We start from the raw sequence: 15,771 nt of genomic DNA on the forward strand, positions 1-15,771 counted from the left end.
CTAGCTCAACCTTTCCGAAAGCTGTTGCAACAACTCATCCTCGGTGAGATCGTCATAAGCGTCCTCGACCGGTTCGCTGTCTGCCGCAACGAGTTCGGGCAGGACGGTGGCCAGATAGTCGGTGAGGCTGTAGACGGTCGGATAGTCGAAAACCACTGATGCCGGGAGGAATTCACCGAGGCTGTCGGACAACGCGCGCTGCAGTGTCACGCTCATCAGCGAATCCATTCCGAGTTGGAAGAAACCGGTCGAAGGATCCAGTGATTCCCCTGCAGGCAGCCCCATCACCGTAGCGGCCAGCAGTGCGACCTGGTCGAGCAACATGTCGTGGCGGCGTTCCGGTTGGCACTTGCCCAGCGCGACGCGGAACTCGCTTTCCGGCAGTTTCGTGTCGCCCGGCGCCGGCAGCATGTCGTCGACGATGTGCAGTGCGCCGCGGGTGCGGTATGCGGCCGCCAGGAGCGGCCAATCCGCTGCCACCACAACGGAATGCACGCCGGCGTCCGGGCTCATCACGTACGGCAGCGCGCCGATGGCGACCTCGTCGTCCATCGGCAGCAGGCCCGATCCCACGCTGACCTGGCTGGCGTCGTGTTCGGCGTCGGCAAGGGACTTCCATAGTCCCCAGTTGACGGTCGTGGCCGGCAGCCCCATCACACGCCGCCGGTAGGCCAGCGCATCGAGGTAGCCGCTGGTGGCGGTGTAGTGGGCCAGCCACCGCGAACCGGTGAGGCCGGAGATGGAGGAGAACAACACGAAGTGGCGCACCGGCGTGCGCAGCGACAGCCGGTGCAGCACGACCGCGGCGTCCAGCTTGGGCGCGAACATGGCGCGCACGTCGTCGTCGGTCATCTCGCTGAGCAGGACCGGTTGGCCGGCGAAAGCGGCCAGGTAGATGCCCTGCAGCGGCGGCAAATCCGCGCCGAACCGGTCGAACAGCGCGCGCATCGAGGCTTCGTCGGCGGCATCGACGGCGACCGTCACGAGCGTTGTATCGTGTGCGGCAAGGCTTTCGGTGAGTTCGGCCAGCCGAGAACCGGGATTGCGCGACACCGCGACGATGGTGTTCGCGCCCATTCGTGCGAGTTGGCGGATCAGGTGCGGCCCGATGTTTCCGGTGGCGCCGATGACGAGCTGGCTGGCATCGGCGTCCAGCTTGACCGGTGCTTGAGTGGGAACGGCACGCCGGTGCAGGCGGGGTACGTGGCGTGCCCCGGCCCGGTAGACCACCTGGTCATCCGCATCGGTGGCGGCGGTCTCAGCCAACACCAGCTTGGCCACGACGCTGGTGGGCACCGAAGCATCGAAATCGATGATGCCACCCCAGATTTCGGGGTGTTCCAGGGCGAGCGTGCGTCCCATGCCCCACAGCGCGCCGTGCGTGGGGTTGGCGTGGTCGCCCTCGGAGATGGGCTGCGCATTGCGGGTCACCAGGAACAGCTTCGCCGGAATGGGTTGTGCGGCCATCACCGCGACAATCCGACGTGCCTGGTGGAAAAGCTGGTAGGTAGCGGGGACATTGAGGGGATCGCCCGTCGCCGGTGGCGCGTAGAGCACATGGTCGGCACCGCTGAGCGCCTGGGCCAGTTGGGTCGGATCGGCGTCGGCGCCCAGCGCATCCGCATTCAGTTCGGCCGCGAGGTCGGGGTCACCCATCACCAGCCACCGGGTGCCGCTTGCGATCTCGGCAGCGGGCAGCGGTTTGGGCGGCCAGATCACCTGATGTGACCAGTCATCGAGCGGGCCGGCGGTTCCGTGCCGCGCCGCGTGCGTGCTTACCGGGAACCCATTGCGGCCACCAGACGGCGCCGACCCGGTCGCCGAAGTGGTCAGCCAGTGCTGGGTGTGGTGCCACGGCGTGGTGGGGATCTGTGGGTGTGGCTCGGCGGGATGCGGCGTCCGCGGCGGTGTGGCGCGCACCGTGTTTAGGTTGGTGCGGAAGGTGACGGTGTCGTCGCTGTCGCGTTGCAGCGTTCCGGCGGCCAGGTAGTTGGCTGCGGGTTGGGCGTCTTCCAGGGTGTCGGTGATGGCTTGGGTCAGCAGCGGGTGTGCGCTGATTTCGATGAACGTGTGCTGGGTGGCGCCGGCGGCCTTGATGGCCTGCTGGAAGCGCACCGGGTTGCGCATATTGGTGGCCCAGTGCTCGGCGTCGAAAACCGGTTCGGTGTCGAGGTTTTCGTAGGTGGTGGAGATGATCGGAATCGTGGGCCGGCGCGGGGTCAGATCGGCCAGCTCCGAGCGCATCGCGGGCTGCAGCGCATCCATCGCCGGATTGTGCGGGGCCACTTCGATATTGACCCGGCTGGCGAAGCGGTTCTGCTCGCGCACCCGCGCGATCAACTCGTCGATCTGCCCGGTGGGCCCGGCGATCACGGTCTGGCGCGGCGAGTTGTAGATGCCCAGCGTCACCTGCGGGTAGTCGGCGATCAACGCCTCGGTGGCGGGCACGTCGAGGCCGAGCAGGGCCATACCGCCCTGTCCGGACAACGGTGCCATCAGCCGGGACCGGGTTGCGGTCACCCGCAGCCCCTCGGCGGGAGTCAACGCGCCGGCCACCACAGCGGCGGCCACCTCGCCCATCGAGTGACCGATGACCACATCGGGCTGCACGCCGTAGGAACGCCACAGGGCGGTCAGCGCCAACTGCATCCCGATCAGTCCGAGTTGGATGTGCTCGATGCCGACGAGTTCCGTGCCGTTGGCGAGCACGTCGTGCAGCGAGAAGCCGGCCCGCTCGACGAACACCGGTTCCAGTTCGGCGACGGCGGCCGCGAAAGCCGGCTCGTCAGCGAGCAATTGGCGGCCCATGCCGGCCCACTGCGACCCGCGTCCGGAGTAGACGAACACCGTGCCCGGCCCGGGGGGGCCGTCCCCGGGCCGCGTCACGCCGGGCGCGTGCTGGCCGGCGGCCAGCGCTCGCAATCCGGCTATCGCCTGGGCGCGCTCGCGTGCGACCACCGTGCCGAATTTGGCGTGCCGGGCGCGGTGATGGTTGAGCGTGTGAGCCGCATCGGCCAGGGCCACGTCGGCACCGGCGCCCGCCATCCAATCGGCCAGCACCGCGGCCGTCGCGGCCACCCGCTGCGGCGTCTTGCCCGTCACGACCAGGGTCGATACCTCGCCGCCGGAACCGGTTCCGCTCGCCGGCGCAAGTTCTGGACCCTGCTCGATGATCGCGTGCGCGTTGGTCCCGCCGAGGCCGAAGGAGGACACCGCCGCCCGGCGCGGACCCGAATCCGACGGCCACGCAACGTTTTCCACGGGCACGAAGAGACGGGTCGACGACGCGTCGATCGCCGGATTCCACTGTGAAAAATGTAGATTCGGTGGAATCTGGCCGCGCTGCACCGACAGCACCGCCTTGATGAACCCCGCCACGCCCGACGCCGCTTCGAGATGGCCGATGTTGGTCTTCACCGCCCCGAGCGCGCACGAGCCTTCGCCGCGGCCGTATGTGGCGGCGAGCGCCTCGAATTCGATCGGGTCACCCAACTGCGTTCCGGTTCCGTGGGATTCCACGTAGTGCACGCTTTCCGGCGCGACGTCGGCGGAACGTAACGCGTCGGCGATCACGTCGCACTGGGCCGCCGTGTTCGGCGCGGTGATGCCGTTGGAGCGCCCGTCCTGGTTCACCGCCGAGCCGCGCACCACGGCCAGCACCCGATCGCCGTCGCGCAGCGCGTCGGTGAGCCGCTTCAGGACCACGACTCCGGCGCCCTCGCCGCGCACAAACCCGTCGGCCGCCGCGTCGAACGTGGCGCAGCGGCCCTGCGGGGACAGCAATCCCCATGCCGAGATGGCGATTTGGGTCTCGGGGCGCAGCGTCACGCTGACCCCGCCCGCCAGCGCCATGTCGCTTTCCCGTAGCCGAAGGCTCTGACAGGCCAGGTGGATCGCGGTCAATGACGACGAGCACGCGGTGTCGACGGCAGCCGCCGGACCGCGCAGCCCCAGCAGGTAGGAGATCCGTCCCGCGGTGATGCTGTGCGAGTTGCCGGTTCCGGTGTAGGCGTCCACGTTGTCGGGACTGCTGGCCAGCATGGACTGGTACTCGTTGAAGTAGACGCCCATCATGACGCCGGTGCGGGTGCCGCTGAGGGAATCCGTTGGGATGCCGGCGTGTTCGAGCGCCTCCCAGGCGACCTCGAGCAACATCCGTTGCTGCGGGTCCATCGAGGCGGCCTCGCGCGGGGTGATTCCGAAGAACTCGGCGTCGAATCCCGCGATGTCGGGGACGAAACCGCCCCATTTCGTGGTCATGTGCCCGGGAGTCAACGGATCCGGGCTGTAAAATTCGTCGGCGTCCCATCGCTCGGGGGGAATGCCGGAGATCGCATTGCGGCCCTGGACCAGCAACTCCCAGAAACTCTCCGGGCCGGTCACGTTTCCGGGGAAGCGGCAGCCAATGCCGACCACGGCCACCGGCTCTGCCAGCGTGGTGCGCGAGGCTTTGGTGAATTCGTCGGTGAGGGCGGCGCGCTGCTGCGCGGTCATGTCGGAAATGCGGCTGAAAACGGTTCGCATTAGGAAGACTCGATGCGGTCGAACAGGCTATCCAACGTGCTACCCGCTGAAGCTGACAGCTTCGCAATTTGATCGATCTCTGGGTCGTCTTGCGGTGCAACAATTTTGGCGAGATAGCTCGCCAGTGATGCGACCGTTGGGTGGTTGAACAGCATGGTGGCCGACAGTTCGATGCCCACGAACATCTCGGCTTCGCGTCGAATCGCCATCGCCATCAGGGAGTTGAGTCCCAGTTCGGCCAGCGGCCGGTCGGTGTCCAGGTCCGACTCCGGAATCCGCAGTTCGCGGGCGACGATACTGCGCAGTCCAGTTTCGAACTCCTCGCGCAGCGCCGCCGGTGACAGATGCGACCAATCGCGCGCCGGGATGGGGGAGACCTCCGACGATCCCTGCAGCAGGTCGTCGACGATGCGCAGCGATCCGCGCGTCCGGTATGCGGCCGCCAGCAGCGGCCAATCCGCGTCGACGACAACGGAATGTACGCCGGCGGCCGGGCTCATCACGACGGGCAGCGCGCCGATGGCGACCGCGTCGTCCATGGGGCGCAACCCGGATTCCACGCTGACACTTGCATCGCCTTGGGTGTCGGCCAACGACTTCCACAATCCCCAATTGACCGTTGTCGTTGCCAGCCCCAGTGCGCGGCGCGCGTAGGCCAGTGCGTCCAGGTAGCCGCTGGTGGCGGTGTAGTGGGCCAGCCAGCGCGATCCGGTAAGGCCGGAGATGGAGGAGAACAAGACAAAGTGGCGCACCGGTTTCTTCAGCGACAACCGGTTCAACACGGCCGCGGCTTCGAGCTTGGGTGCGAACATGGCACGCACATCGTCGTCGGTCATCTCGCTGAGCAGGACCGGCCCGCCGCCGAAGGCGGCCAGATAGATGCCCTCCAGCGGCGGCAAGTCGGCGCCGAAGCGGTCGAACAGCACACCCATTTCGGCTGTGTCGGCGGCATCGGCGGCCACCGTGACGAGATTTGTGCCCGTTGCGGCAAGGGTTTCGGCCAGCTCCTGCAGCCGATTGCCGGGGTTGCGGGACACCGCGACGATCGTCTTGGCGCCCATCTGCGCCAGTTGGCGGAGCAAATGTGGCCCGATGTTGCCGGTCGCGCCGATGACCAGTTGGCTGGCATCTGGATTGAGTGCGACCGGCGCCTCGGCGGCCGCGGCGCGCCGCTGCAGCCGGGGCACGAGGCGCGCACCGCACCGGTAGACGACCTGGTCTTCGCCGTCGCCGCCGGTGACTTCGCTCAACACCTGGGGCGCCGCCAGCTCGGCGGGCACCGAGTCATCCAGATCGATGATGCCGCCCCATATTTCGGGGTGTTCGAGGGCCAGTGTGCGTCCCAGGCCCCACAGCACGCCGTGCGCGGGGTTGGCGCGATCGCCTTCGGAGACGGGCTGGGCGTTGCGGGTAACAACGAACAGTCGCGGTGAAGCCGGGATTTCGGCTAATGCTGCGGCAAGCCGGCGCAGCTGGTGGAACAGCTGGTAGGCCACCCCGACGTCGAGAGACTGACCGGCCGGCGGTGCGTAGAGCACGTGGTCGACGCCGTCGAGCGCACTGCGGAGCGCGGTGTCGTCCGCGAGGACGCACGACTCCACGACGTCGACACGAGATCGCGTGCCCGCGATCCGGCCCAGCTCGGCGCCGAGATCGGCATCCGCGACCACCAGCCACCTGCCGTCCACGGCCCCAGCATCCGGCTGAGCCGGCAACGGCCTGGCCGGCCAGTCCACCCGGTAGCACCACGAGTCGAGGACACCGTTGCGATACTCCGATGGCGTGGCAGCGTTTGGCGCAGAACCGTTCTGGCGCTGGGGGAGCTGACGCGTGAGGGCTGCGGTGTCGATCCAGTGACGGGTGTGGTGCCAGGGCGTGGTGGGGATTTGAGGGTGTGGCTCGGGTGGATGCGGCGTCTGCGGCGGGTGCGTCGTGCGGACCGCGTTGACGTTGGTGCGGAAGGTAATGGTGTCGTCGGTGTCGCGCTGCAGGGTTCCGACGCTTACGTACTTGCTCCCGTGTTGGGCGGTGTGCAGGGTCTCGAGCACCGCCTGAGTCAAGAGTGGATGGGCGCTGATTTCGATGAAGGTATGGTGGTCGGTCCCCGCGGCGGTGATGGCCTGCTGGAAATGCACCGGGTTGCGCATGTTGGTGGCCCAGTGCTCGGCGTCGAACACCGGCCTTGCGTCGAGGTCCGCGTAGGTGGTGGAGATGATCGGAATCGTCGGGGTGCGCGGTGCCAGATCCGCCAGCTCGGAGCGCATCGCGGGCTGCAACGCATCCATGGCCGGATTGTGCGGGGCCACTTCGATATTGACCCGGCTGGCAAACCGGTCCTTGGCGCGTACCCGGGCGATCAGCTCTTCGATCTGCTCGGTGGGCCCGGAGATCACGGTCTGTCGCGGCGAGTTGTAGATACCCAAAGTGACGTGTGGGTAGTCGGCGATCAACGCCTCCGTCGCCGCCGCATCCAGTTCCAGGAGCGCCATGCCGCCCTGTCCGGACAGCGGGGCCATGAGCCGCGCGCGGGCAGCGGTTACCCGCAGGCCCTCTGCGGGCGACAGTGCACCCGCGACGACCGCGGCGGCCACCTCGCCCATGGAGTGGCCGATCACTACGTCGGGTTGCACGCCATAGGAGCGCCACAGCCCGGTTAATGCCAGTTGCATGCCGATCAGGCCCAGCTGGATCTGTTCGATGCCGACCAATTCCTTGCCACTGGCGATGACGTCCCGCAGCGAGAAGCCGGCGGTTTCGACAAACACCGGTTCCAGTTCGGCGACCGCGGCGGCGAAAGCGGGCTCCTCAGTGAGCAATTGGCGACCCATGCCGACCCACTGCGAACCGCGCCCGGAGTAGACGAACACCGTGCCGGGCCCGGGTGAACTGTCGTGGGGGTTGACTACGCCGTGGGCCCGCTGGCCGGCGGCCAGCGCCCGCAAGCCGGCCACCGCCTGGGTACGCTCGCGCGCCACGACGGTGCCGAACGTGGCTTGCCGGGAGCGGTGATGGTTGACCGTGTGGGCCAGATCGGCCAGCGCCACCTCGGCGCCGGCGTCCTCCATCCAATCGGCCAGCACCCCCGCCGTGGCGGCTACCCGCTGCGGCGTCTTGCCCGCAATCACCAGCGTTGACACCGCCGGATCGGCGGCCGGACCCACCGCCGGCTCGGTTGCCGCAGACACTTCCTGGCCCTGCTCGATCACCACGTGCGCGTTGGTGCCGCCGAATCCGAACGACGACACGCCGGCCCGGCGTGGATGCCCCGTCTCCGGCCATTCGGTTTGTTCAGCAACGACTTTCATGCGCAAGTCGGCAAACGGAATGTGCGGGTTTGGGCTCTCGAAGCGCTGGTTCGGCGGAATCTGGCCGCGCTGCACCGCCATCACGGTCTTGATAAAGCCTGCGATACCGGCCGCAGCCTCGGTGTGACCGAGATTGGTCTTGACGGCGCCGATCAGCAGGGGAGAGTCCTCGGGACGTCCGCGACCCAGCACCGCTCCGAGAGCGCGGGCTTCGATCGGATCGCCCAGCAGTGTTCCGGTCCCGTGCGCCTCGACATAATCGACCTCATTGGGCTGCATCCCCGCATTGGTGTAGGCGGCACGCAGCACCGCCATCTGCGCGGCCGGGTTTGGCGCCATCAGCCCATTGGAGCGGCCGTCCTGATTGACCGCGGAGCCGCAGATGACGGCAAGCACGCGATCTCCGTCGCACTGCGCGTCGGTCAACCGCTTGAGCACCACTACGCCGGCACCCTCACCGCGCACGAACCCGTCGGCGGCCGCGTCGAACGCGCGGCAATGACCCGTCGGTGACAGCGCGCCGACTTGGTCGAAACCGCGAAATACCGCCGGGGACAACAACAAGTTCACACCGGCCGCGATTGCCAGGTTGGAGTCTTGGGTCCGCAGGCTCTGGCAGGCGAGGTGGATCGCGACCAACGATGACGAGCAGGCGGTGTCCACCGCCACCGAGGGACCGCGCAGGTCAAGGAAATACGACAGGCGATTGGCGATGATGCTCATCGCGCCACCGGTGTTGCTCCAGCCGTCGACCTGCGACAGATCGGTGGAAGCAATGGCGCCATATTCGCTCAGGCAAGACCCGGCGAATACTCCCGTCTGCGAGCGGCGCAGCGAGCTGGGCGGAATTCCCGCGTGCTCCAACGCTTCCCAGGCCACTTCTAGCAACAAGCGTTGCTGGGGGTCCATCTTGTCGGCTTCGCTGGGGGAGATCTCGAAGAATTCCGCATCGAACGCGTCGATGTCGGGCAGGAAGGAGCCCCACCGCGTGGTGCGGGCCAGCACGGCAGCTACCTCCGGTGACTCGCTTTCGAACGGCCGCCACCGCTCGGGTGGGATCTGCCCGATCGAGGAACGGCGTTCGCAGAGAAACTCCCAGAGCGCTTCCGGTCCGGATATCCCACCCGGAAAGCGGCACCCCATCCCGATGACGGCGATCGGCTCGTCGAGCGAGTTTCGCGCCGAGCGCCTAAGCGCCGCTTCGGATTCGGGGTCGGGCTCGGGTGCGGTGAGGTACGCGGCCAGCGCGTTGATCGTCGGGTGCTCCCAGAAGTCGATCGGAGATACGGTCTTGCCCAACAACTCTGACAACTCACCCGACAGCACCACCGCGTCGCGGGAGCTCACGCCGAGGTCGGCAAGTGACAGATTGGGATCGACCTCGTCGGGTGTACAGCCGATATTCGTGACTAGGTAGTCGACAAGCCAGTGGCGAAGGTCGGATTCGCCACCAATGCTCGCCGTCATACGGTCACATCCAGCCGCTTGAATCCGTCGCTTCGGTAACGCTCGACGCAGGCCGAACGCCGGACCTTGCCGCTGGTGGTGATGGGAATGGAACCCGGTGACACCAGAACCAGATCGGCCACGCGCAGACTGTGCGACTTCGATATCGCCGAGGTGACTTCACGCTTCACCGAGTGGAGTTTGTGCATGGCCTCCTCCTCGGAGGTTCCGCGGCGTTTCAGCTCGATGATCGCCACCAGCTGTTCGGTGATGTCGTCGGGCACCGCGATGGCCGCGACCCGGCCGCCGGTGATCTCCTGGATCGTGGCCTCGATGTCGTCGGGGTAGTGGTTGCGGCCATCCACGATGAGCAGGTCTTTGATGCGGCCCATGATGAACAACTCGCCGTTGGACATGACGCCGAGGTCGCCGGTGCGCAGCCACGGACCTTCGGGTGTTCCGGGTGCCGGATTGACAAGCTGTGCGTTGAACGTCCGCGCGGTCTGCTCGGGCTTGCGCCAATATCCCATGGCCACGTGATCGCCGTGCACCCATATCTCACCGACGGTTCCCGGCGGATTCTCGACCATGGTCTCGGGGTTGGCAATCCGCACCGCCGACGGGTCGGGTGACCCATAACTGATGAGTTCGGTAGCGACCGAACCTTCGGTTCCGCTGGCCCGGGCCTCTCCCGCCGTCAAGTTGTCGTAGTCGAAGCGGACCGTCTTGGGGACGGTTCCAGCTTCGGGAGCCGCCACGTACAGGGTGGCTTCCGCGAGCCCGTACGACGGCCGCACCGCTGTGGGGCTCAGACCGTATGGAGCGAAGCGCTCGGTGAAACGCTTCACCGTCGCGACATGGATCCGTTCACTGCCGCTGACGATTCCGACCACATCGGTGAGGTCGAGTCCGGCCATGTCCTCGTCAGACGTCCGCCGCACGGCCAATTCAAAAGCGAAATTCGGCGCCGCGGAAAAGCACCGACCGCTGGTCGCAAGCAGTTGTATCCAGCACGCCGGGCGTCGCAAAAACGACATTGGGCTCAGCAATATCGCACTGCGTCCGGCCACCAATGGTGCGCAAATTCCGAGAATCAGGCCCATGTCGTGAAACAACGGCAACCACGACACCACAGTTCCAGTCGGAGTCTTTGCGGGATCCCCGAAATATCCGTAAAGACTTTGTGTCACATTGGCGACGACGTTCTTATGCGATACGATGACACCGGCCGGCGTGCGTGTCGATCCGGATGTGTATTGCAGATAAGCTGCCCCGGTGGAATTCTGTGGGAGTACCGGCAGCTCGCGAGGCGAGTCCAAGTCAAGCAGGTCGACTTCAATGACGAATGGGGCCGGTTGGCCGTTTTGCGCGGACGCGTATTTCGTAACATCGCCCACCACAGATGAAGTCGTGAGAATGGCGACCGGTTGCGAATCACGCAGCACCGCAGAAACCCGATCGTCGTGAATGCCATACTGTGGCGTTGACAGCGGAACCGCGATAAATCCAGCTTGCAGCACCCCAAGGAAAGCGATTACATATTCCAGTCCTTGCGGGGCTAAGATTGCTACTCGATCGCCCGGCGAGCCGCACAGTTTGAGTTCTTCGGCGATGGTGCAAGCGCGTACGTAGACCTGCGACCAAGTCAAGCTCTCAGCAAATCCATTGGGATCTAATGCGTAGTCCATGTACGTGTATGCGGTGGAGTCGCCCTGCTGCTCGGCCCGCTCCTTCAGCAAAGCGGGGAGGGAAGGATCCGTCACCGGCATCGCGTTACACTCCTATTCGACTGCCTGCATTCATCTGTGATTCGTACCTGGTGAACCGTCGGTTGGATTGCACAGCCGCACTTCCCAGCGCTCTCAATCCTGCGCGGTCTGGGCTGACCAGCCCGCTCCGACGATTACACAGGTGCTCGCCATCGAGCATGACTGTCTAGCGTCAGATGGTCGCCCCTAGACTATCCCCGTTTCCCCAAGCACCTAGTCCCTATAAGCAAGGTACGCATCTCTCGCGACCGGCGCCGACAGTATTGGGAAATCCATACGCTTCCTATGGCGACTACCCATGTTATGGACGGACAGCACGGCAGTGTCACCTGCGCTGACCGCCCCAAACAGTGTAGCGCGATGTGGTTGGTGTGACTTCTGATACATCAGTGGCTGATGTTAAGTTGAGTGAGACTTGAGTCATGGTTTTGGGACGATCGTGCCGACCGTTTTTGGGACCAGCGTCCCGTTGTGACGAGAGTAACACGTTCCGCCGCGGCGCCAGGCATGCTGCGTGAGGGCGTGGACCGGGGCCGTGCAGGGGCCGCGCCCAGGCGCCCGGCCCTGCGTGGTGCGGGGCCTACCCGGGCCCTTCTGGTGCCCAACCGTGGGCGAAGGTTGGGGCGGTGGGCCGCTTGCGGGCTGACTGCCGCGGAGCGGTTCCGGCGGATCGGCGGCACAGCTAAGCCAGACCACTCCATTGGAGTGTTCTGTCTTGTATTTCTCCGGCGAGCTCCGGCAAATTGTTATTGAGGTAGAAGTGATCCCCAGGAAATACACGAAGAGCGAATTCGCCCGTCGTTCGATCGCGCCACGGTTTCATGTCTTCTTGGGTCGCAATCCAATCCCTGTCCCCAATGAAAGCGTAAATCGGGCATGACAACTTTGTCTCGGGCGGACAGTCATAGCCGGCAATGGCACGGGCGGCTCGCAACGTGGGCAGCACGCCAACGAGAAACTCTTCGTCGTCGAAAAACTCTGGGTTCGTTCTGGTCATTTGCGCGACCAAATTCAACATTTCGCGATCTGACATACCCTGGATTTGCTTGTAGCGGATATGGCCGGGCGCTGAACATGCCGACACAAAGAAGGCGGCGATCCGATGTCCTGCCGCCTGGAATCTCAACGCCACTTCGAACGCCAACATTCCGCCCATGCTGTGACCAAAGAAGGCGAAGGGAACCTCTGTCCGATTTGGTGGCTTCATCATTGCAAAGATGTCGTCAGCCAGGGCGGGAACACTTGCCAGGGGCGGCAGACCGGCCCCATCGCGCTGTCCGGGGTACTGGACCGCGATCCGCTTCAAGTCACCAGAAAACTCCCGGGAAAATGGGACATAGAATTTCGCGTCTCCACCGGCGTGCGGGAAAATATATAGCGTGGGCGTGGCTACCATTTCGTCGTTTTTGCCATTGCTTGTACGCCGTTCACCGCGCCAGCATACCGTGGGTCAAAACAGGTGCATCGACACCGGACTGGCGCCCGTCGCGGTCCGGGCGCCCGTGGTCTGTAGCAGACTAGCCGGTAGGACATGGCTGGGCTTCGTCTGCGGGGCCCGGCGAAACGTGAACCGAAATATGAAATAGGGCCCGACACACCGGAGCCGCAACCGTCGTCACACATGTAACACCAGGCACACTGGTAACAACAAAACGATGCCAGGAGGGTATGGCCGTGTACCGAGTCTTTGAGGCGCTGGACGAATTGGGCGCCATTGTGGAAGAAGCCCGTGGCGTGCCGATGACCGCGGGCTGCGTCGTGCCCCGCGGCGACGTGCTGGAGTTGATCGACGACATCAAAGACGCGATTCCCGGGGAGCTCGACGACGCGCAGGACGTCCTCGACGCGCGTGATTCGATGCTGCACGACGCCAAGGCCCATGCGGACTCCATGGTGGCCTCGGCGACCACCGAGTCCGAGTCGATGCTCAACCATGCCCGCGCGGAGGCGGACCGGATCCTCTCCGACGCCAAATCACAGGCCGACCGGATGGTCAGTGAGGCGCGCCAGCACAGCGAGCGCATGGTCGCCGAAGCTCGCGAGGAGGCGATGCGCACCGCAGCCTCGGCGAAACGCGAGTACGAGGCCAGCGTCAGCCGGGCCAAGACCGAATGCGACCGGCTGATCGAAAACGGCAATATCTCCTACGAGAAGGCCGTGCAAGAGGGCATCAAGGAACAGCAGCGCCTGGTGTCGCAAAACGAGGTGGTGCAGGCGGCCCATGCGGAGTCCACCCGGCTTATCGACACCGCCCACGCCGAGGCCGACCGGTTGCGCGGGGAATGCGACATCTACGTCGACAACAAGCTTGCCGAGTTCGAAGAGTTCCTCAACGGCACCCTTCGTTCCGTCGGCCGGGGACGTCACCAACTTCGCACCGCCGCCGGCACGCACGACTACGCCACGCGCTAACCGGGTTCGCCCGCACGGGATGATCACGCGTGGGTGCAGGACCGATGAGCGATGGACGTTTGCGGCGCGAGCCGTAGGATTTCTGTTATGGCGAGGCAGCGCAGTCAGACAGCCCAGCGACCTCTGACCGCGCCCATGGTGATTGACATCGCACGGCTGGGGCGCCGGCCGGGGGCAATGTTCACGGTGCGGGACACCGTCAGCAGTCCGTCGCGCATCGGTGTGGAGCTGATCGCGATCGAGCGGGGTGCTCCGCTGGACCTGGATCTGCAGGTGGAGTCCGTCTCCGAGGGGGTGTTGGTGACCGGGACGGTGGCCGCACCCACCACCGGTGAGTGTTCCCGTTGCCTGAGTGAGGTCCGGGGTCGTGTACAAGTCGTCCTGACCGAACTGTTCGCCTATCCCGGCAGTGCAACCGAGGCAACTACCGAGGAAGACGAGGTCGGGCACGTCGTCGACGAGAAGATCGACATCGAGCAGCCGATCATCGACGCCGTCGGCTTGGAACTGCCGTTTTCGCCCGTGTGCCGGCCGGACTGCCCGGGACTATGCCCACAATGCGGCGTTTCGTTGGCAGCCGAGCCCGGCCACCGTCACGAGCAGATGGATCCGAGGTGGGCAAGGCTGGCTGACATGTGCACGCCGGATAGCCCCGAGGTGCCGCGGTGACCTCGTCGCGACAGCCGCTGCTCGATGCGCTCGGTGTCGCCCTGCCCGATGAGCTGCTCACATTGGCGCTGACCCATCGCAGCTATGCCTACGAGAACGGCGGGCTGCCGACCAACGAGCGGTTGGAGTTTCTCGGCGACGCCGTTCTCGGGCTGACCATCACCGACGAGCTCTTTCACCGCCATCCGGAACGTTCGGAAGGGGACCTGGCCAAACTGCGGGCCAGCGTGGTCAACACCCAGGCGCTGGCCGATGTTGCACGCAACCTGTCCGACGGGGGACTTGGCGGTTACGTTCTGCTGGGGCGCGGGGAAGCGAACACCGGCGGGGCCGACAAGGCCAGCATCCTGGCCGACGGGATGGAATCGTTGCTGGGCGCGATCTACCTGCATCACGGCATCGAGACGGCGCGTGAGGTGATCCTGCGGCTGTTCCGACCGTTGCTGGACACCGCGCCCACGCTGGGCGCCGGACTGGACTGGAAAACCAGCTTGCAGGAGCTGACCGCTTCACGTGGCCTGGGCACGCCGTCGTACCTGGTCAGCTCCACCGGACCGGACCACGACAAGGAGTTCACCGCCGTGGTTGTCGTGATGGAGACCGAATACGGGTCCGGTGTGGGCCGCTCCAAAAAGGAGGCCGAGCAAAAGGCCGCGGCGGCCGCCTGGACTGTGCTGGACGCCGCCGTCCCGGGCAAAACGCCGGTGTAGGGATGCCCGAACTGCCCGAAGTCGAGGTGGTTAGGCGCGGCCTGCAGGCCCATGTGGTGGGCAAGACGATCACGGCGGTTCGGGTGCACCATCCCCGAGCGGTGCGCCGCCATGAGGCCGGTCCGGCGGATTTGACGGCGCGGCTGCTGGGCGCCCAGATCACCGGAACGGATCGCCGCGGTAAATACCTATGGTTGACGCTGGACTCCGGTGCTGACCCCGACACGGCGCTCGTCGTACATCTGGGCATGAGCGGGCAAATGTTGCTAGGGGCCGTCCCGCGCACTGATCACGTCCGGATTTCCGCGCTGCTTGACGACGGGACCGTGCTGAGCTTCGCCGACCAGCGGACCTTCGGAGGCTGGCTCCTCGCCGACCTGGTGACCGTGGACGGCAGTGTGGTGCCCGCGCCCGTCGCGCACCTGGCACGTGATCCTCTCGATCCGCGGTTTGACGCCGACGCTGTGGTGAAAGTCTTGCGGCGCAAGCATTCCGAGATCAAGCGTCAGCTCCTCAATCAAGAGGTGGTGTCCGGGATCGGCAACATCTACGCCGATGAAGCGCTGTGGCGGGCCAAGGTGAACGGAGCCCGGGTGGCGGCCACGTTGACCCGCCGACAGCTGGTCGCCGTCCTGGATGCGGCCGCGGCGGTGATGGCCGAAGCCCTGGCCAAGGGCGGGACGTCGTTCGATTCGCTTTATGTCAATGTCAACGGCGAATCGGGTTACTTCGACCGATCGCTGGACGCCTACGGTCGCGAAGGCGAAAACTGCCGGCGGTGCGGCGCCGTGATGCGCCGCGAAAAATTCATGAACCGCTCGTCGTTCTATTGCCCGAGATGCCAGCCGCCGTCTCGCCGATAGTCTCTTGCCGCGAGCGTGCGTGTCGGTGTAGCGACACGCCGCTGGACGCGGCATTGTGCGCACGTTCGCGGGA

7 protein-coding genes and 1 pseudogene are annotated in these 15,771 nt (G+C 65.6%); 4 read left to right on the forward strand and 4 right to left on the reverse strand.

Features of this window, described 5'->3' with window-relative positions:
• The 4 genes and pseudogenes from AADZ78_RS08465 to AADZ78_RS08480 all read right to left on the reverse strand — a co-directional run bounded on the left by AADZ78_RS08465 (position 1) and on the right by AADZ78_RS08480 (position 12,475).
• On the reverse strand, positions 1-4,524 hold the full coding sequence (locus tag AADZ78_RS08465) for a type I polyketide synthase (RefSeq protein ID WP_085249925.1): 4,524 nt from the start codon (positions 4,522-4,524) through the stop codon (positions 1-3).
• Positions 4,524-9,296 (reverse strand): type I polyketide synthase, encoded by a 4,773-nt coding sequence (locus tag AADZ78_RS08470; RefSeq protein ID WP_085249926.1) that lies wholly within the window; start codon positions 9,294-9,296, stop codon positions 4,524-4,526. Before AADZ78_RS08470 ends, AADZ78_RS08465 begins: the two co-directional genes overlap by 1 nt.
• Positions 9,293-11,044 (reverse strand): long-chain-fatty-acid--AMP ligase FAAL26/FadD26, encoded by a 1,752-nt coding sequence (fadD26, locus tag AADZ78_RS08475; RefSeq protein ID WP_085249927.1) that lies wholly within the window; start codon positions 11,042-11,044, stop codon positions 9,293-9,295. The genes AADZ78_RS08470 and fadD26 overlap by 4 nt, the downstream gene beginning before the upstream one ends.
• A gap of 682 nt (positions 11,045-11,726) precedes the next feature.
• Positions 11,727-12,475: pseudogene (locus tag AADZ78_RS08480) on the reverse strand (thioesterase II family protein).
• 243 nt (positions 12,476-12,718) lie between these two features.
• On the opposite strand from AADZ78_RS08480, the gene sepIVA reads away from it, so the two are divergent.
• The 4 genes from sepIVA to mutM all read left to right on the forward strand — a co-directional run bounded on the left by sepIVA (position 12,719) and on the right by mutM (position 15,698).
• Positions 12,719-13,456, forward strand: a complete 738-nt coding sequence (gene sepIVA / locus AADZ78_RS08485; RefSeq protein ID WP_085249946.1) for a cell division protein SepIVA — start codon at positions 12,719-12,721, stop codon at positions 13,454-13,456.
• A gap of 87 nt (positions 13,457-13,543) precedes the next feature.
• Entirely contained in the window at positions 13,544-14,125 is a 582-nt protein-coding gene (locus AADZ78_RS08490; RefSeq protein WP_085249929.1) for a YceD family protein, read from the forward strand.
• Positions 14,122-14,835 (forward strand): ribonuclease III, encoded by a 714-nt coding sequence (gene rnc, locus AADZ78_RS08495; protein WP_085249930.1) that lies wholly within the window; start codon positions 14,122-14,124, stop codon positions 14,833-14,835. The genes AADZ78_RS08490 and rnc overlap by 4 nt, the downstream gene beginning before the upstream one ends.
• A gap of 2 nt (positions 14,836-14,837) precedes the next feature.
• Complete coding sequence (mutM, locus tag AADZ78_RS08500; RefSeq protein ID WP_085249931.1) at positions 14,838-15,698, forward strand: DNA-formamidopyrimidine glycosylase; 861 nt, start codon at positions 14,838-14,840, stop codon at positions 15,696-15,698.
• The last annotated feature ends 73 nt before the right edge of the window (positions 15,699-15,771 follow it).

This window comes from Mycobacterium riyadhense, from assembly GCF_963853645.1.
GTDB classification, from domain to species: domain Bacteria; phylum Actinomycetota; class Actinomycetes; order Mycobacteriales; family Mycobacteriaceae; genus Mycobacterium; species Mycobacterium riyadhense.